Annotated in this window: 15 protein-coding genes and 1 riboswitch; of the genes, 10 read left to right on the top strand and 5 right to left on the bottom strand. The window is 39.8% G+C overall.

Translation table 11 applies throughout. The annotated features are described in order from the left end of the window. The first annotated feature begins 75 nt into the window (after positions 1-75). The 7 genes from C6W18_RS15900 to C6W18_RS15870 all read left to right on the top strand — a co-directional run bounded on the left by C6W18_RS15900 (position 76) and on the right by C6W18_RS15870 (position 9,892). Positions 76-975 carry a cation diffusion facilitator family transporter gene (locus C6W18_RS15900; RefSeq protein ID WP_034320335.1) on the top strand — a complete coding sequence of 300 codons (900 nt, stop codon included), beginning with the start codon at positions 76-78 and terminating at the stop codon, positions 973-975. A 107-nt stretch (positions 976-1,082) separates the two neighbouring features. Then, complete coding sequence (locus C6W18_RS15895; RefSeq protein ID WP_034320334.1) at positions 1,083-2,045, top strand: AAA family ATPase; 963 nt, start codon at positions 1,083-1,085, stop codon at positions 2,043-2,045. Continuing rightward, positions 2,042-3,232 (top strand): DUF58 domain-containing protein, encoded by a 1,191-nt coding sequence (locus C6W18_RS15890; RefSeq protein WP_105928203.1) that lies wholly within the window; start codon positions 2,042-2,044, stop codon positions 3,230-3,232. The genes C6W18_RS15895 and C6W18_RS15890 overlap by 4 nt, the downstream gene beginning before the upstream one ends. A 9-nt stretch (positions 3,233-3,241) precedes the next feature. Then, positions 3,242-5,446: a transglutaminase TgpA family protein gene (locus tag C6W18_RS15885; RefSeq protein ID WP_105928202.1), complete on the top strand. Its 2,205-nt coding sequence runs from the start codon at positions 3,242-3,244 to the stop codon at positions 5,444-5,446. A gap of 185 nt (positions 5,447-5,631) precedes the next feature. Beyond that, positions 5,632-7,173, top strand: coding sequence for a glutamine-hydrolyzing GMP synthase (gene guaA, locus C6W18_RS15880; RefSeq protein WP_034320326.1), 1,542 nt, complete (start codon positions 5,632-5,634; stop codon positions 7,171-7,173). Positions 7,174-7,643: 470 nt separating this feature from the next. Beyond that, positions 7,644-8,609, top strand: coding sequence for a hypothetical protein (locus C6W18_RS15875; RefSeq protein ID WP_105928201.1), 966 nt, complete (start codon positions 7,644-7,646; stop codon positions 8,607-8,609). Between the two features lie 197 nt (positions 8,610-8,806). Further along, on the top strand, positions 8,807-9,892 hold the full coding sequence (locus C6W18_RS15870; protein WP_105928200.1) for an SEFIR domain-containing protein: 1,086 nt from the start codon (positions 8,807-8,809) through the stop codon (positions 9,890-9,892). Between the two features lie 367 nt (positions 9,893-10,259). Here the strand turns inward: C6W18_RS15870 and C6W18_RS15865 are convergent, their stop codons facing one another. From C6W18_RS15865 to C6W18_RS15850, 4 genes are all read right to left on the bottom strand, one after another. Continuing rightward, the gene (locus C6W18_RS15865; protein ID WP_105928199.1) at positions 10,260-10,976 is read right to left on the bottom strand and encodes a CPBP family intramembrane glutamic endopeptidase; all 717 of its coding nucleotides are present in this window, start codon (positions 10,974-10,976) and stop codon (positions 10,260-10,262) included. A 95-nt stretch (positions 10,977-11,071) separates the two neighbouring features. Continuing rightward, on the bottom strand, positions 11,072-11,482 hold the full coding sequence (locus C6W18_RS15860; RefSeq protein WP_105928198.1) for a hypothetical protein: 411 nt from the start codon (positions 11,480-11,482) through the stop codon (positions 11,072-11,074). A gap of 5 nt (positions 11,483-11,487) precedes the next feature. Next, positions 11,488-11,940 carry a LytTR family DNA-binding domain-containing protein gene (locus C6W18_RS15855; protein ID WP_034320294.1) on the bottom strand — a complete coding sequence of 151 codons (453 nt, stop codon included), beginning with the start codon at positions 11,938-11,940 and terminating at the stop codon, positions 11,488-11,490. A 26-nt stretch (positions 11,941-11,966) separates the two neighbouring features. Continuing rightward, the gene (locus tag C6W18_RS15850; RefSeq protein ID WP_105928197.1) at positions 11,967-12,527 is read right to left on the bottom strand and encodes a GNAT family N-acetyltransferase; all 561 of its coding nucleotides are present in this window, start codon (positions 12,525-12,527) and stop codon (positions 11,967-11,969) included. Positions 12,528-12,878: 351 nt separating this feature from the next. Between C6W18_RS15850 and C6W18_RS15840 the strand changes: the two genes are divergently transcribed. Then, a complete protein-coding gene (locus tag C6W18_RS15840; RefSeq protein WP_105928196.1) occupies positions 12,879-13,424 on the top strand; it encodes a sigma-70 family RNA polymerase sigma factor in 546 nt (181 codons plus the stop codon). Next, positions 13,393-14,841 carry a DUF4179 domain-containing protein gene (locus tag C6W18_RS15835; RefSeq protein ID WP_105928195.1) on the top strand — a complete coding sequence of 483 codons (1,449 nt, stop codon included), beginning with the start codon at positions 13,393-13,395 and terminating at the stop codon, positions 14,839-14,841. Before C6W18_RS15840 ends, C6W18_RS15835 begins: the two co-directional genes overlap by 32 nt. An 18-nt stretch (positions 14,842-14,859) precedes the next feature. Here the strand turns inward: C6W18_RS15835 and C6W18_RS15830 are convergent, their stop codons facing one another. Continuing rightward, positions 14,860-16,047: an MFS transporter gene (locus C6W18_RS15830; RefSeq protein ID WP_105928194.1), complete on the bottom strand. Its 1,188-nt coding sequence runs from the start codon at positions 16,045-16,047 to the stop codon at positions 14,860-14,862. Between the two features lie 100 nt (positions 16,048-16,147). Here C6W18_RS15830 and C6W18_RS15825 point away from each other — a divergent pair, with 100 nt between their 5' ends. Next, the gene (locus C6W18_RS15825) at positions 16,148-17,026 is read left to right on the top strand and encodes a LysR family transcriptional regulator (RefSeq protein WP_034320281.1); all 879 of its coding nucleotides are present in this window, start codon (positions 16,148-16,150) and stop codon (positions 17,024-17,026) included. A gap of 126 nt (positions 17,027-17,152) precedes the next feature. After that, positions 17,153-17,254, top strand: a riboswitch (purine riboswitch). Positions 17,255-17,383: the final 129 nt, after the last annotated feature.

The following is a 17,383-nucleotide window of genomic DNA, read 5'->3' as shown; positions in this document are numbered from 1 at the left end:
TGCTGTAGACCCACATGGGCTTTGCTTTGTAAGATAAATAATAGAAAAGTTATGTGTGAGGAGGCTCTGTTCGACATGGAGCGCTATAACGAATTAAGACAAGGTGAAACAGGAGCTTGGGTCAGCATCATTGCCTATGTGATCTTATCTGCAGTCAAACTCATCATTGGATATGTGTTTCATTCAGAAGCTCTTTCGGCAGATGGATTGAATAATACGACCGATATTATTGCATCTCTTGCCGTGCTTGTTGGGCTGCGTATTTCTCAGAAGCCGCCTGATGAAGATCATCCATACGGGCATTTTAGAGCTGAAAATATTGCGTCACTTGTGGCTTCCTTTATTATGATGCTTGTTGGGCTTCAGGTTCTGCTGAGTGCAGGCCAGTCGCTTTTCTCATCTAAGCATCAAACGCCTGATATGATCGCGGCTTGGACGGCAGCGGGAAGTGCTGTTGTGATGTACGGTGTGTATATATACAACCGCAATCTGTCCAAACGAATCAATAGCCAGGCACTTCATGCGGCAGCTGCTGATAATAAATCAGATGCGTATGTGAGCATCGGGACATTTATAGGGATCATCGCCTCCCAATTTCAGCTGGCATGGATTGATACGCTTGCTGCGTTTGTCATTGGCTTAATTATTTGTAAAACGGCTTGGGAAATTTTCAGAGATGCCTCTCATTCGTTAACTGACGGTTTTCATATAAAAGATATGTCAAAATATAAAGAGACCATTGAAGAGACACCAGGAGTGGGCGATTTGAAAGATATTAAGGCCCGTTATCTTGGAAGCACAGTTCATGTTGACGTAGTAGTTGAGGTAGAGCCGCATTTGAACATTGCAGAAAGTCATGAGATTGCAGATGAAATCGAACGTAGAATGAAAAAAGAACATGATATTTTACATTCTCATGTTCATATGGAGCCAGCAAGTGCGCCTAAAGAAGAGAAGAAGTCTTTTCCATCGTGAGAAGGCTTCTTTTCTTTTTCTGACGTGCTGATGTTTTATGCAAACGCGCGTTGTATGGTAAAGTTAGACTATATGAAAATTGACGGAAACGTGATAGGAGGATCAGGATGGCATTTGATGAACCAATGCATTCAGATTTACAAAAAATCGTAGATAACATCAATAAAGTCATGGTTGGGAAAAAAGACATTGCGATATTAAGCCTTGTTGCGATTTTGGCGAAGGGACATGTGTTATTAGAGGATGTGCCTGGCGTTGGGAAGACGATGATGGTTCGTGCTTTGGCAAAATCAATTGGCTGTGAGTTTAAGCGAATCCAATTCACTCCTGACCTTTTGCCTTCAGATGTGACAGGTGTGTCGATTTATAATAAAAAGACAAATGAATTTGAATTTAGGCAAGGACCGATTATGGGGCAGATTATTTTGGCGGATGAGATCAACCGGACCTCTCCTAAAACACAATCAGCACTGCTTGAAGCGATGGAGGAGGGCAGTGTCACGGTGGACGGAGACACAATGCCGCTTGCGGATCCTTTCTTTGTCATGGCCACGCAAAACCCGGTGGAATATGAAGGAACCTATCCACTGCCAGAAGCGCAAATGGACCGGTTTTTATTCAAGCTGCAGATGGGGTATCCGACCATGCTGGAGGAGCTAGAAGTGCTCAACTTGCAGGAGAAGCAATCTCCGATCGATACGCTCCAGGCTGTGATGGCGAAGGAGCATATCCATGCTTTGCAGCAAGCCGTTCAGAAAGTGCATGTCGATGCATCTATTAAAGAATATATTGTGGAACTTGCCCAAGCGACACGTCATCACCCATCTGTTTATTTAGGCGTTAGTCCAAGGGGATCGATTGCACTTATGAAAGCGGCTCAGGCGTATGCGCTTTTGAATCAGCGGGATTATGTGATTCCAGATGATGTACAGTATTTAGCGCCTTATACATTGCCGCATCGAATGATTTTGACGTCAGAAGCGACGTATGAAGGGAAGAAGGCGGAGACACTGCTGCGACAGCTGCTTGAGCAAATTGGCGTACCAGTTCAAAAGTCGATGACTCAATGAAGCCACAAGACCGTTTAGCTGTTTCATTATGGTTACGCGTGATGATGCTCATCATTCTTACTGCGGCAGCCTTTTGCTATGCCATGTTTCAGGGCGGCTTTGTGAGCTGGTTCCTTTTTTATGCATTTTTACCATATGCTTTGTATGCTTTGATGTTTGCGCTCGTTCCGCTTCGGGCGACAGCCAAAAGGACATTACAGCACACCCGGTTGAAGGCGGGGGATATGCTGTCTGTTGATCTTGAAATCAAGCGGACAAACCCATTTCCATACGTTTACGTCATTATTGAGGATGATCCGCCGGACACCTTCCACTTGCAGGAACAGATTGAAATGAAGCAAATGCTGTTTCCATGGTTTCGGAAGATGTGGCGCTTTTCTTATCAATTGAATGATATTGCGCGGGGTGAGCACCATTTGACAGCGGTCCGAATCAAAACGGGTGATATGTTTGGTTTTGTTGAAAAAGAAGTAATCATTCCGTTAGAAAAAAAGCTCCTTGTTTATCCAAAGATGCTGGATCTCCCAGTTGAGTCTGCTGATTCAGTGAATGAAAACGGAGGCAAAGCGGTTCACTCGTGGTTAAATGAACCGACCAATGTCACAACAGGTGTGCGGGAATACCAGCAAGGAGACCGTTTTGCTTGGGTGGACTGGAAGACGACGGCCAGAAGAGGCCAGCTGATGACGAAGGAGTTTGAACAGAATCAGACAAAGGACCTTGTCGTGTTTGCTGATTTTACAGATGAAGTCGTTTTTGAGACGGTGGTGTCTATTGCAGCATCTGTTCTCCAAACGGCTGTGAAAAAAGGGGTGCCGGCAGGTCTTGTTCCTCTTGGAGATCAGCATGCATTTCGAGTCGATCAAGGAGAACTTCATTTACAGGACATGCTTTATTATTTAACAAGGGTGCAGTATCAGCCTTCTCGCGCACCAGAATATAAGCCGTTAGCAGCGAGTGAGTATCAGCATTCAGGGAAATATGTCATCACGGGTCAGCTGCAGGAGGAGCTTGCTGCCAGTCTTCTTGGGAATCGAAACAAAAAGAACATCACCGTTCTTTTAGTGAAGAGAGCCGTTGACCGATTGACGACAAAAGAAAAACTGCTTGTAGACCGGCTCAAGGCTTCTGGAATACGCACCACCATTTTATTTGAAGAAAAGCTGCACGAAAGAACTGTGAGGTGATAAACATTTATGCTGCATACGCATCAGCGGCAAAGCCGTTTTGAGTTGTTCATCTATTATGCTGTAGCATTTCTGCTGCTATGGGAGTGGCTTCGTCCGCTTCAAGATTTTACAGAGACGAGTCATACGTCTTATTTCATCATTTTTATAGGGCTTACCTGTTTGTTTACATTCTTTCGTCTAAAGTGGTATGTGACGTTTCCGATTTGTGCTGGATTGATCTTGCTTGCCTTATATTTGATCTTTTATCAATCAGAGCCAGGCTATCCGGCTGCTTTGTTTGCCGATATCAAAGACAATATCACGTTAATGAGCACAGGAATGTGGAGTGACATGTATCCGTCTTTCCGCACATTGTTGTTTTATATTTTGCTTTGGCTGCTTGTCTATTTGCTTCATTATTGGGTGGTCTATCAGCAGCGTATCTTTTTCTTTTTACTCATGACGATTGTGTATGTCACGATACTTGATACGTTTACGCCATATGATGCGACCTTTGCGATCGTTCGTATTATGGTGTTTGGCTTTTGTTTGCTTGGGTTGCTGTATTTCGATCGACTTCGTTCGGCTGAAGGTGTGCGGGTGTCACATAAAGCGCGTCTACAGTGGTTTTTGCCGATGATGGTGCTTGTCCTCATATCAGCGTCGCTCGGTGCTTCTTTGCCAAAGTCTGATCCGAAATGGCCTGATCCTGTCCCGTTTTTTAAGGCGGTCACGAATCAAGATGGCACTACCGGGCAGAATAAGGTGGGATATAGTACAGACGATTCAACGCTTGGCGGGCCGTTTAGTGAGGACCGTACACCGGTGTTTAAATGGAGCGGAAAGGAGCCGTCTTATTTTCGTGTAGAAACAAAAAGTATTTACACGGGAAAAGGCTGGGAGGATGCTTCAAATGATACAAAGCCTACTCGGTTAAAGGACGCTGAGGTGCCAAATAGGTGGTTTACCAATCGTGTGAAAACAGAGGAGCATGAGACGAGAGTCGATATGGAATCGGACTATCGATTTAATCATGCCGTCTATCCGATTGGGACGATTTCATTGACACCAATGGAAAACATCCCCCTTCAAATGATGGGGAAAACGGAGAAAATTGTACCGTCTAATCAAAACCCGCCCAAGAATTTAGGGAACTATCAAATCAGCTTCTTATCACCTACATTTATCCTTGAAGATTTACAGAGGATCAAAGTGCCTTCAAAACAACAGGTAAATCAACAAGTGGGACGTGAATATTTACAGCTCCCATCCTCATTGCCAGAGCGTGTGAAAACATTGGCAAACAGCTTAACGGAAACGAAGGATAATATGTATGATAAAGCCAAAGCGATTGAGGATTATTTAGGATCTGCGAAGTTTTCATATGAAACGCAAAATGTCGCAGTCCCTGGGCGTAACGAAGATTATGTGGATCAATTTTTATTTGATACGATGATTGGCTACTGTGATAATTTTTCATCCTCTATGATTGTGATGCTTCGTTCGATCGGTATTCCGGCGAGATGGGTGAAAGGGTATACGTCTGGTCAGTTATATGAAACACAAATGGATGGAAACAATGTGTATGAAGTGACCAATAACAATGCACATTCATGGGTAGAGGTCTATTTTCCAAACAGAGGCTGGGTGACCTTTGAACCGACAAAAGGATTTACGAACCCAGAGACATTTACGAATGAAGCCGTTTCTAGCGATCAAACGGATGATCAAAAGGAAGAAGAAGATCAGTCTAGTGCTGATGCAAGCGAAGATCAGCCGCAAGACCAGCCGCAGTCGCAGGAGACAGAGCAGCCGGCAAAACCAAAGGAACAAACAGCTCAAACAAAGCCAAGTATGGTGCATGTTGGTTCGATCTTGGGGTATGTGGCAGGTGCTGTTGCCCTTCTCGGTTTGATCAGCTGGATGCTTTATCGATTCAGGGCAAGATGGCTACCATTCTTCATTGTACGAAAGGTGAAACGCCTGCCTGACGAGGAAGCATTCTTCTATGCGTATGCCGCCTTATTAAAGCAGCTGAAGCGCAGAGGGATCGAGAAGAAGCCAGGCATGACATTGAGAGAATTCGCTTCTGTCATAGATGGAAAGAATGAAGATCAACAGATGTCAGAGCTGACACAGCTCTATGAGCGGGCACTCTATCGACGAGAGGATGCGTCGACGCTTTGGAAGCAATCCGCAAAGTTATGGGAAAATTTAATAAACAGGAGATAGTCTTGACCGCGTACCTTCCTGTTGTTAGAATAGGTGAATATTAAAACCTTCTAAAATACATGAAATTGAAGCGTTCGGATGTGAGTCTGGGCGCTTCAAAAGCGTGATTTCACACTGAGAGCAGGTTTTCTCCTCTCATTTTTTCTGTGCGTTTATAAAATTAAATTGGACATAGAGGTGACACCATGACAAATTTAGTAAATGAAATGATTTTGGTTCTCGATTTCGGCAGTCAGTACAACCAGCTGATCACACGTCGTATTCGTGAATTTGGTGTGTACAGTGAGCTTCATCCGCACACTTTAACTGCTGAAGAAATTAAAGAAATAGCGCCTAAAGGAATCATCCTTTCTGGTGGACCAAACAGTGTATACGATGAAGGATCTTTCCGCTGTGACGAAAAGATTTTTGATCTAGGCATCCCGGTTCTAGGCATTTGCTACGGCATGCAGCTCATGACTCACTATTTAGGCGGGAAAGTAGAAGCAGCAAGCCAGCGTGAATATGGGAAAGCGGATATCCACATTAACGGAACACCTGCTTTATTCAAAGACCTTCCAAATGAGCAAGTCGTTTGGATGAGCCATGGTGACCTTGTTGTCGAAGTGCCAGAAGGCTTTACAGTCGATGCAACAAGTGCACATTGTCCAAACTCAGCGATGAGCTTTGCTGAGAAGAATTTCTATGGCGTTCAATTCCACCCAGAGGTTCGTCACTCTGAGTACGGCAACGACCTATTGAAAAACTTTGTCTTTGGTGTGTGTGATTGTGAAGGCAAATGGTCAATGGAGAACTTCATTGAAATCGAAATGCAGAAAATCCGTCAAACAGTAGGCGACAAACAAGTATTGTGCGCACTAAGCGGCGGTGTTGATTCATCTGTTGTGGCGGTGTTAATCCACAAAGCGATCGGTGATCAGCTAACATGTATTTTCGTTGACCACGGTCTTCTTCGCAAAGGCGAAGCAGAAGGGGTTATGAAAACATTTAGCGAAGGTTTCAACATGAACGTCATTAAAGTAGATGCGAAAGATCGTTTCTTAAACAAGCTAAAAGGTGTGTCTGATCCTGAGCAAAAACGTAAAATCATCGGTAACGAATTCATTTATGTATTCGATGATGAATCGGACAAGCTAAAAGGAATTGACTACTTAGCACAAGGAACACTTTACACAGATATCATTGAGAGCGGAACAGCAACGGCACAAACAATCAAATCTCACCACAATGTAGGCGGTCTTCCAGAAGACATGCAATTTGAATTGATTGAGCCGCTCAATACACTATTCAAGGATGAAGTCCGTGCCCTAGGTTCAGAGCTAGGCATTCCTGACGACATCGTCTGGAGACAGCCATTCCCAGGTCCAGGACTAGGTATCCGTGTATTAGGCGAAATTTCTGAAGAAAAACTAGAAATCGTCCGTGAATCTGACGCCATTCTTCGCGAAGAAATTGCGAATTTCGGCCTCGAGCGCGACATCTGGCAATACTTCACCGTTCTCCCAGACATCCGCAGCGTTGGTGTCATGGGTGACGCAAGAACATATGACTACACAATCGGCATCCGTGCCGTTACTTCAATTGATGGAATGACGAGTGACTGGGCAAGAATCCCTTGGGACGTGCTTGAAAAGATCTCAACTCGTATCGTGAATGAAGTGAAGCATATTAACCGTGTTGTGTATGATATTACGAGTAAGCCGCCTGCTACGATTGAGTGGGAGTAGACTTGCACTATTGAGATACGAGATAGGTCGAGAACTTTGATACTTTAATGTTAATGGTGACGTTTCGAAAGAATTATTAATCTCCGTGCGGAGCAATTAACATAGAATAATTACTCTCTTTTATTTACGTTAATTCGTGAATAAAAGGGGGTTTTTTATATTCTAAATTATTGAGGTGATTAATGACTTCTTATTCATTAAATATTAGGTGAGGATGCAAAGTGTTTCTTTAGTAACTTGTTGAGAAGGGAATTTTTGATGAGCTAGAAAATATGGTGGATTTAGAGTTACGTTAAATTCAATGATGAAGTAAACAGAAAGCTATTGTATATGTAAAAAAATTATAAACAGATGAGAGCTAGTGAACCAATAACAATTGTTGTGTAGGGATTAAACCACAAAGAAATTTTAATGGTATGATAATAATATGAATTTAATGGTTATATTTACAAATGTGAGGGGTGTGTTTTATGGTATGTACTTATTGTAAAGAGAAAAGACAACTTACAGGAGAACACTTGATACCTATGTCACTTCTCAATTTGTTCCCAGAATGTGATATTAATTATGTACATGATAAATGTTTTAAAGGTGATAGAATTGTAATAAATGATGTATGTAATATTTGCAATAACGAGACTTTATCAGAATTAGACACATATGGGGCAAAGATGGTTAAGGAGTATTTTGTGAAAACTTATGAAGCAACCGATTACCTATCAATTCAATATGATTTTCTAACGCTTTCTAAATGGTTATTGAAGATACTTTACAATGTTGCTAGAAGTAATAAAATTGATACAACATGGTTTGAAAAGAATTTAGACTATATTCTTGGTAAAACTGAAATACCACTATTGCACTTTTCTATCTTTTCTGGACTTTCAATTGATATGAACCCTCTTCCAGAATTTTTCTTTGATAATTTGAAATTAGGAGTATATTTCAACCCTTTTATTGTAAAGGATAGTGTATTTGAAATCATAGAATCAAAGAAGTTAACTTTTAAAGTCCGAGACAATTTAGAAAAAATATCATTTTCTAAGTTAAGTCAGTCAGGTATTCTGAGGTTTGGATCGGGGATGTTTTTAGTGTTCCTGTGGGACCCCGATATAGAAAATCAAGAAATTCAGAATAACGAAGAGATTATGCTCTCAAACTATCCATATACATTACTTAAATCTAATTCGAAAATAGCTGAATTAAAGCGAGTTACACATGCTTTTAACTATCATAATTATACTATAATCGACACAACTCCTGGCATGTATATAGCTGACCAAACGAATTGTTTTTTACCTTATGATATTAATCCAATTAGTGAACGCGAAAAAGAGAGTAAAGATTGGAATCAGCATGTTAAAAAAATAAGAGAAAATAGAGAAACGAGAAGAAAATTAGAACGTGAAAAAAGAAAAAGAAAAAGGAAAAGGTAAAAAAGGTATATTTAGAATAAACTGAATTTACGGAATGGAATGTTTACCTAATTTTTTATAATAAGTAAATTTTTTAAAAAATAAATCTGCAAAAAACGTAGCTTTATTTTTAGGTTCAGCTATTATAATAAATAATTCTTATAATTTTCATATGGAAAATCCATTATGTGGTGTTTAATATAATAGAGGTGATTTAAGTGAACGAGAATCCTAAAGTTTTTATTAGTTATACACACGATAGTAGAGAGCATGCTGATAAAATATTGTCTTTTTCAAATTCTTTGAGAAATGAAGGAATTGATACTATCCTTGATCAATATGAAACATCTCCACCTGAAGGGTGGCCTAGATGGATGGATAGGCAGGTTAGAAATGCAGACTTTGTTTTAATGGTATGTACGCCTACATATTTTAGGCGTGTTATGGGAGAAGAAAAAGAAGGTGTAGGTTTAGGAGGGATCTGGGAAGGTAATTTAATTTATCAACACCTTTATAACAATGGAATGGTGAATAATAATTTCATTCCTATTTTATTTGATGGATATTCATATAATGATATCCCAACACCACTACAAGGGGCAACGCATTATTATGTAGACGTAGAAGCGAATTTTGATAAGTTATATTGGAGATTAAGAAATATTAATCCTACTGAAAGACCGGCATTAGGCAAACTGCGTCCGTTACCTGAAAAAGAAAGAAAGTCACTCTTTATATCTAGTTTTATTGATATAGAAAAATGGGATAGAGCTAAATGGAGTGGGGTAGCATTTATATTAGATCCTAGCTATACTGAGCCTCCACGATTAGTTTTACTCTTTAAAAGTGAAAAAGAGGCAAAAGAAATTTTTGAAGAATGGATATCTAGAATTGGGAGATGTGATAGTGAAGGAGCTATTAGAATTTCTATTGTTGAAGGTGATGTATCTAATGAAGATGCTGGGTACTATGTACATATAGGTACTAATATTGAAAGTGCTATTGAACGTGCTAAAAAGCAAGAGCTAGATATTCATGATAATTTATTTCTAGTAGTTTCTAGATTTCATAGAATGAATCCTTTACCAGAGTCAAGAAACTTAGAAAATTTTAAACTAATGTATGAAAAGTTTGGTTCTTATTTTATTATGCCAAGTGTAATTGATGAGAGTTTAACAAAGTTTAAATATTTAGGTGATGAATTTAAAATGTTAAAGAAGGGTATCATATTTAGAAATGTAGATGAGATTTTTTCTGAGCATGATGAAGATGCAGTTTTGCTACCTAAGTACAGACAATCGTAGCTTATCATTAGTTCGAGTTTGAAATTATCTTATTCACAATTGACTTAAAAAACAACATAAATAATCTGATAAAACTCAATTAACAATTGGCTAATAAACTCTGATATATCAAAGTTTAAACAAAGTAGAAACACATCTATCGCATAGTGGTGACATTACTTCAAGCTTCCTGCTACAATTGAGTGGCGTAAATTATATAAGTATTTTAAAAACCAATTCCTTTATATAAAAGGAGTTGGTTTTTTAGATAGTCAAATAATAATAGCCTGAAACTTATAAATCATAGTACTTTTTAAACCATTCTTTTATCGAAGTGTACTCCTTCATTTCTTTCCCCCTACTCTACTCATCTACCATTATTAAACATTCAATTTTTTATCCTTAATTTTCTCCACAACACCATAGCAAGAACAAGCAAGATGACACATTGAACCGAAAGTAAAAGCATTTGCATTGCCATAGGCGTTTGCCCATTTGTCATTTGATCCACGATATTATGCACCACATGCCATATAATCACCCATTGCAGGCTGCCAGTGAGCGCCACGATTTGCGCTGCAACAAATCCAAATAAAAAAGCGAATAGGATTTGTGCCACTGTTAAGGTGATGCTTTTTCCGCTTAATAGATTAGCAGAATGACCGAGACCGAATAGTATGGCGGAGCCCCAAATGGCGGTGTTCAGGTTGATTCGTTTTAAATATTGAAACAGAATGCCGCGAAAAATACCTTCTTCAAAAATACCGACACAGACCATGAAGAAGCAAAGCGCCGTAAAGGAAGAAAGGGATAAATCCGTGTTTAATCCAGCAATAAACGGGATGGCCTCAATGAAAAGGATGGGAATGACCCACATACCAAGAGACCCTTTTCGAAAACCTATTTCTTTCAAGTGAAAACGGCTTTTTTGAATAATGAATAGAAGTAAAAGACACCCAGCCAGCATGGCACTGCCATTGATGATATAGATGTTCATTGGATCGGTCACTTCTTTGATGGATATATAAACACCTGCACTTGTTGGAATGATTAAAGAAAACAGCAGTAGAAGCACAGATTTTCGAATGATTGTGATTGGTTTCATGTTTTGATTCCTCCTCTAATCTCAGAGTAGTGGAATCAAACAGAAGCCTCAATCAAATCTTCCTAACATGTCAATTTTTAGCCCTAAGATGCATATTAAGATGTTGTTCGTTTTTTTCGCTGCTGTAAAAGCTCATTGATTTCCGCAGCGGTTGCCTGATCTTTTTTATACAAGAGGTACTTGATCAAAAAGAATAATACAATAACCACAAGGAAATTCACGATGAACGAAAGGAGACTGATTTCACCGCTGACGATGATGATGGTTGTCATAATCATACACATCACAAGGATGATATATATAATCTGTTGAAAAAGAATCCGTTTATGGCTGTACGTTTGTTTGGGGTACAACAAAAAGGTAAGTGCACTTGAAATAAAGGAACTGGCAATGATCGCTTGTACAATGTAGATGGGCATCGATCCAAACGTGAAACAGTAAATCAATACGAGGGTCGTAAAGATTATACAAAATGTGATCAAAAGGTTTATGATGTAACGTCTCATCCTGTTCACTTCCTCCGTAATCCAAGCTTCTCTTTTAATTTTTGAATATAAAAGCGTGAAATCATCACCTTTTCTTCATTCATAAGGCTTGCTTCAAAACGGCCACTCGTTTTAGGAGAAATAGCGGCGATCTGATCAATATTCAGAATCATCGATTTCGAAATCCTGACATAATCATGCGCTTCAAGCAACTCTTCAAGTTCAAATAACTTTTCCTTTATGAGGAATACCCCATCTGACGTATACAAGAACGATCTTTTATCGACGCTTTCTATATATAAAACCTCGTGATAATAGACCTTCTTCACTCTTTCTTTCGTGGGCTCTTGCGCTAGGAAATAGGGTGCTGATTGCTCTACTTGTTGAACTAGCTTTTCAATAGTAGGATTTAGCTCATAAATGTGAAAAGAAACATATTCTGCTTGCGGCTTTTTGATGAAATGAATATCCGTTTTCATTTGTTTCTCCTCTGTCCATTGGGGTTTTATTCGTAATCTCTCTTTAAAATCGAATACATAAACACATCATCAAACCCATTTTGACCAAGATCATACTCTCTCAATAATCCCTCTCGTACAAAATCAAAGTTCTCCAACAATTGAACAGAGGATGTATTTGCTGGATCAATAATCGCTTCAATCCGATTCAGGTTCATTTCCTGAAACCCATATCGTAACACCGCAGCAATCGCTTCCTTCATGATGCCTTTTCTCCAATGATCGTGGTGTAATTCATAACCAATTTCCGTACGGCGGTGCTGTTTTTCTAGATTGAGAAAGCCGCAGCTGCCGATGATGGCAGGGTTGTCTTTTAAAGAAATGCCCCACCGGATACCTGTTTGTTCTTTGAAGATATCGTCATACCACTTGATTTCTCCTTTTGTGTCTTCAATGGAATCATGAGCATCCATTCCCATGTAGCGGCACACGGTTTCATTGGATAAATAGATGTGCATATCCTCAGCGTCTTCGATCGTTGTTTGTTTTAAGATCAATCTTTCAGTATGTATCGTTGGAAATGATTGTGGAAAGGTAATTTTGTTCATTTGGTTATCCTCCATGCGATATCTTACAATAAAAAACCCCTTCATTCCTCAGCCAAGCCTTCACCCCCGTCATCCCTCGTCTCTTTGGAGAGACCAGCTTGACGTACACTTCTTCGTTACCTTCTATCTTTTTCTGACAGCTAGCACACACGGGTTCTTCAAATAGAAACAATTGACATACTCATTTTTGTAGATATTTCTACCATTATATCAAATATTCAACATGATCTTTGTGGACCGTTCTTCACTTTTTCTATTTTCGTCCGACATATGGTAAGGAAAAGAAATTTTCGTTTGTTGAAACCGTTTGAGAGAAAGCTTGCTCTAACAGGTGTAGGAGGTGTGAATGAGATGAAGCAAGTGCGTCTAATTAAAAAAGCACAAAAAGGGAATGTCCCGGCATTTGAGAAATTAATGCTGATGTATCAAGAGCGTTTATATAAAACGGCTTTTCTCTACACAAGAAATAAAGAGGATTCGTTAGATGCCGTTCAAGAGACGGTCATTAAAGCATTTAAGCATCTATCCGGCTTAAAAGAACCAGCTTATTTTTCTACCTGGCTGACGCGGATTTTGATTCATACGATTTTTGCGATGAAGAAAAAGCAGCAAGACATTGTTCCGTTTGAACAGCATCATGAGAGCGTTGAGCGTCATGATTTTTTGGAAGACAAGCTCGATTTAAAAAACGCACTAGATGTGTTAGATGAGCAATATCAGCTCGTGATTCAGCTATTTTATTTTCAAGATTATTCGATTTCAATGATTTCTGAACAGATGGGTGTGCCCGAAGGAACGGTCAAAACTCATTTGTATCGAGCAAGAAAGTTATTAAAGCAAACGTTGGAGAAGGAGGAGAGTGTCGATGGAACGAAAAGAAATGAAAAAGCTCTATGATGAGATTGATGTACCAACAGTTGAAGTGTCCTCTGCGATTCGCCAAGCAATAGGAGAGGTAAAAGCTGAACAGAAAAGACATTGGTTCAAATGGAATTGGAGAACGCCAATATATTCAGTCATCGCCCTTGTTGTCCTTTACTTTTCATCAGGTTTCCTTTTTCCTTCGCTTAATACAGCAATGGCACGTGTACCGATTATTGGACAGTTTTATATGATGTTTCACGATAAAGTAGGAATGTCTCTTTTTCAGAGTGATTTGGTGAAGCATGTCAATGAGGGGGCTGAATCAAGAGGGGTTACTGTGAAAGTGAACAGTGTGTATTATGATGCAGGGCGGCTTGTTTATACGTTTACTGTGGAGAATTTGAATACAAAGGAAGATTCTGTACCATTCATAGTCAACAACTTCGATCATATAAATGACACTTTCCAACCGAGTTACGACAATCAGGGATTGAAAAAAATGAAAGATGGCCGCTATGTTGGGCAGACGGAAGTCTATACAAATGGACAAACGATCAAACAAGGTCAGCAAGTACCGCTTGTTATTTCGAAGATTGGGGATATTGTAGGGAATTGGCGCTTCAAATTACCTGTTGTCAAGCAAAAAACCACCTTATTAGTGGGACAAAAAGACGTGTCTATTTTAAATGGACGTTATCAAATAAGAAATGTAAAGGTAGAAAATGGAGTGAATGGCTCTGCTATTCAATATGCCATTGATTACAATGGTTTTGCCAAAGATGATAGAGTCAGTATTGATGGAATGAAGGATAATTTAGGGAATGAGTATCAGCTTGAGATTGGAACCGTTTTAAGAAAAAAACAAATGTCTTCTGACAAAACTAGAAAAGATCATTTAACGATTTTGAATCAGCCGATCAATCCAAAGGCGGCTGAATTGACATTTGACACATATGTGAATATCGAACGGGAAGAAAGCAAAATCATTCCTCTTCAGACAAAGCTGCCTGTTCAGTTCAAAACAAAACACCATGGCATCGGAATCAAAATCAATAAGATAGAGCAAAAAGACCGTTCTGTGATTGTTGATTATCAATTTACTGGAATAGTTCAAAAAGAATTGGATCAGGATGTGATGGAGAATATAGGTGAATTCATTGGATTAGGCGATGTTGAAAAGATGAAATCATGGCCCGATCCGCAAGCAGACTATGAAAGCGGATATTACTTGAAAGGGAACCATGCGAAGATAACGAATTTAAAGACAGCTTCCATGCAATCCACCTTTGAATTTGATGATAAGGAGTTAGATACTTTATCATTAAACCATTTTTCATTTAAAGAATATGGGCTTTATCTTGATTTATCAGAACTGAATATGTTGGCACCACAGAAGGCGATAACGGTAACCATTCCAGTCAAAAAAGAAACATCAAAAGCTAATCGATAAATAAGAAAGCGAACATGATTACACATGTTCGCTTTTTATCTGTTGATGCATCCGCCGATTGCGATTGAACGAGTACCGAATCAACATCAACGCAACAAAACTGGCTAACCCGCCTATCCAACTTAAATTCGTTACATTTGTATATTGAATAATCAGACCACCCATTGACGAGCCGAACATCATGCCGATATTCATAATCGCTGTATTAAAACTCAGCACGGTTTCCGATGTTTCCGGTTTTAGGGAGATGAGATAAAATTGCTTCGCTGGTGTTGTTGTCCATGTTGCGGTGCCCCAAATGGCGAGCGTGATGAAGACGCCAACTACAGAAAATTGTGTAAAAGATAACGCAAAGAGCATGAGCATCTGAACCGTGATGCTGATGGAGATGGTTCGGTTTGGTCCCCATTGATCGACAGCGTATCCACCAAAGCGTGAGCCAATAAAAGCAGAAACCCCTAAAACGAGTAATGCGATACTTGTCATTTCAAGAGAAAAACCGGCAGTCTGTCGTAATAATGGAGAGATATAAGCGAATACCATCGTGTAGCCTAAAATCCAAAACGCTGTCGTGGCTAAGCCACTTAACACCCTACGGTCTTGAAGAATTTGAATTTGCTGTTTGAATGGCACATGGGAATGTCCCTCCATAGGCGGTAATAATCGATATAGAAGAAACAAGAGACAAGCGGTTCCTATTGCAATGATGAGAAAAATGGCATGCCAATCTACATATCCTGCTAAAAATGTTCCAATCGGTACACCGAGTACTAGTGAAACTGTAAACCCAGTGATCACCGTTGCCATCGCACTTCCCTTTTTTTCTGGCGGTGCGATCTGCGCCGCATAATTCGTTGCAAGCACAATATATAAGCCGCCACTCATGGCCATGATGACCCGCGAAAGCATGAGCAGCATAAAGTGATGGCTAAAAAAGGCAAGCACATTACCTGCTATAAACATGGAAATAGCCGATAAAAGAACCTTTTTTCGATTCAATTTCGATGTGGCCATGACTAAAAAGAGGGCACCCACGGCATAAAAAAGAGAATAGATGGTGATGAGCTGACCCGCAACAGGGATTGAGATGTGCAGATCGTCAGAAATAATGTCCAGTATGCCTGACACGACGAATTCTGACGTGCCTGTGACAAATGAACCGACAGCTAAAAGAACAATCAATAGCTGATGAGATGTGTTTTTCATTTTGAACCCTTCCTTCATGTTGATACGTTGTCTTTAGTTTAAATTCCGTGCTAACATAAGTAAAATTGATGTTTTTCATGAAAGGGATGAGCGAATACTCATGAGCTTTGTTCGATTCGAGACGATGGCTAAGGTGGTCGAGCTTGGCAGTTTTACAGCAGCAGCTGAAGCATTAAATATGACACAGTCTGCCGTGAGTCATGCGGTGGCAAGTTTAGAGACGGAGTGGGGCGTGTCTTTATTCGTGCGTGACCGAAAAAAGGGCATTACGCTGACAGACATCGGCGAAACCCTTCTTCCGCATATAAGAGAAGTGCTAAATAGAGTAGAGAAAATTCAGCAGGAAATTGCGCTCACAAAGAATATTGAATCTGGCTTGATTCGAATTGGAACATTTGCCAGTGCATCCGCTTGTTTATTGCCAAAGCTGCTTGTGAGCTATCAGAAAAAGCATCCAAAGATTGAATTTAAATTCTATGAGGGGACATATGAAGAAATATTGGAGTGGCTCGATTCTGGCATTATTGATGTTGGTTTTGTTGTAAAAGGTAAAGCAGATGAAGCGTTTGATCTATTGCCACTTATGAAAGATAAAATGGTGGTCGCCTATCACGAAAATCATCGTTTTAAGCAGCAGCCAATTGTAGACATGGAAGAATTAGCAGATGAACCATTTATTATGCCAACTGGCATGTATCAATCACATGTAGAGGATATTTTTTCAGAGGCGCAAATCAAGCCGTCTATTTTATTTGAAGTGCATGATTGTACGACCATTGCCCGCATGGTTGGGGAAGGACTTGGTGTGACGATAGGTCCTGAGTTATTCCTGAAAACGCAGCAACTTGTGAAGATCAGTCATCTGAATGTATCGCATCATCGTGAGGTGGCGCTTGCCTGTCCATCGCTCACGCAAGCTTCTCCTGCTGTGAAGGCATTTTTTGATGTAGCTGAAACGGTTTTTACAAGAATTCAGTGATGGGTGTATAAAGAACTAGATGTGATTTTCCAAATTCGTGTAATAAGACGAATGAAGCGGACATTTTTTTGAAAAATGTTCGCTTTTCGTATTGTGTTTTAAAAATGAAGTTGGTACAATAGACACAGAAATCAAATAGATAGAAGTCGTATAATCGCGGGGATATGGCCCGCAAGTTTCTACCGAGCTACCGTAAATGGCTTGACTACGTCAATTCACACTCGTTTGATATAAATCATGCATTGTTCTTGTTTGATGTCACAGTCTGAATTCACAATTGTAGTCAAGCGTCCCAAACTGTTGGGGCGTTTTTTATTTGACTTGTGAATGGGGCAGACTAAAGCAAAAGGACATGAA

Origin of the sequence: Bacillus sp. LLTC93, assembly GCF_002993125.1 — a bacterium.
GTDB lineage: Bacteria > Bacillota > Bacilli > Bacillales > Bacillaceae > Bacillus > Bacillus zhangzhouensis.
The sequence above is the reverse complement of the archived record's forward strand: the minus strand, read 5'-3'. Positions and strand labels throughout refer to the sequence as shown.

Bases quoted from the DNA above. Each gene is read 5' to 3' on its own strand.
- C6W18_RS15900 (WP_034320335.1), top strand. From the start codon at position 76: ATGGAGCGCTATAACGAATTAAGACAAGGTGAAACAGGAGCTTGGGTC.
- C6W18_RS15895 (WP_034320334.1), top strand. From the start codon at position 1,083: ATGGCATTTGATGAACCAATGCATTCAGATTTACAAAAAATCGTAGAT.
- C6W18_RS15890 (WP_105928203.1), top strand. From the start codon at position 2,042: ATGAAGCCACAAGACCGTTTAGCTGTTTCATTATGGTTACGCGTGATG.
- C6W18_RS15885 (WP_105928202.1), top strand. From the start codon at position 3,242: ATGCTGCATACGCATCAGCGGCAAAGCCGTTTTGAGTTGTTCATCTAT.
- guaA (WP_034320326.1), top strand. From the start codon at position 5,632: ATGACAAATTTAGTAAATGAAATGATTTTGGTTCTCGATTTCGGCAGT.
- C6W18_RS15875 (WP_105928201.1), top strand. From the start codon at position 7,644: ATGGTATGTACTTATTGTAAAGAGAAAAGACAACTTACAGGAGAACAC.
- C6W18_RS15865 (WP_105928199.1), bottom strand. From the start codon at position 10,976: ATGAAACCAATCACAATCATTCGAAAATCTGTGCTTCTACTGCTGTTT.
- C6W18_RS15860 (WP_105928198.1), bottom strand. From the start codon at position 11,482: ATGAGACGTTACATCATAAACCTTTTGATCACATTTTGTATAATCTTT.
- C6W18_RS15855 (WP_034320294.1), bottom strand. From the start codon at position 11,940: ATGAAAACGGATATTCATTTCATCAAAAAGCCGCAAGCAGAATATGTT.
- C6W18_RS15850 (WP_105928197.1), bottom strand. From the start codon at position 12,527: ATGAACAAAATTACCTTTCCACAATCATTTCCAACGATACATACTGAA.
- C6W18_RS15840 (WP_105928196.1), top strand. From the start codon at position 12,879: ATGAAGCAAGTGCGTCTAATTAAAAAAGCACAAAAAGGGAATGTCCCG.
- C6W18_RS15835 (WP_105928195.1), top strand. From the start codon at position 13,393: ATGGAACGAAAAGAAATGAAAAAGCTCTATGATGAGATTGATGTACCA.
- C6W18_RS15830 (WP_105928194.1), bottom strand. From the start codon at position 16,047: ATGAAAAACACATCTCATCAGCTATTGATTGTTCTTTTAGCTGTCGGT.
- C6W18_RS15825 (WP_034320281.1), top strand. From the start codon at position 16,148: ATGAGCTTTGTTCGATTCGAGACGATGGCTAAGGTGGTCGAGCTTGGC.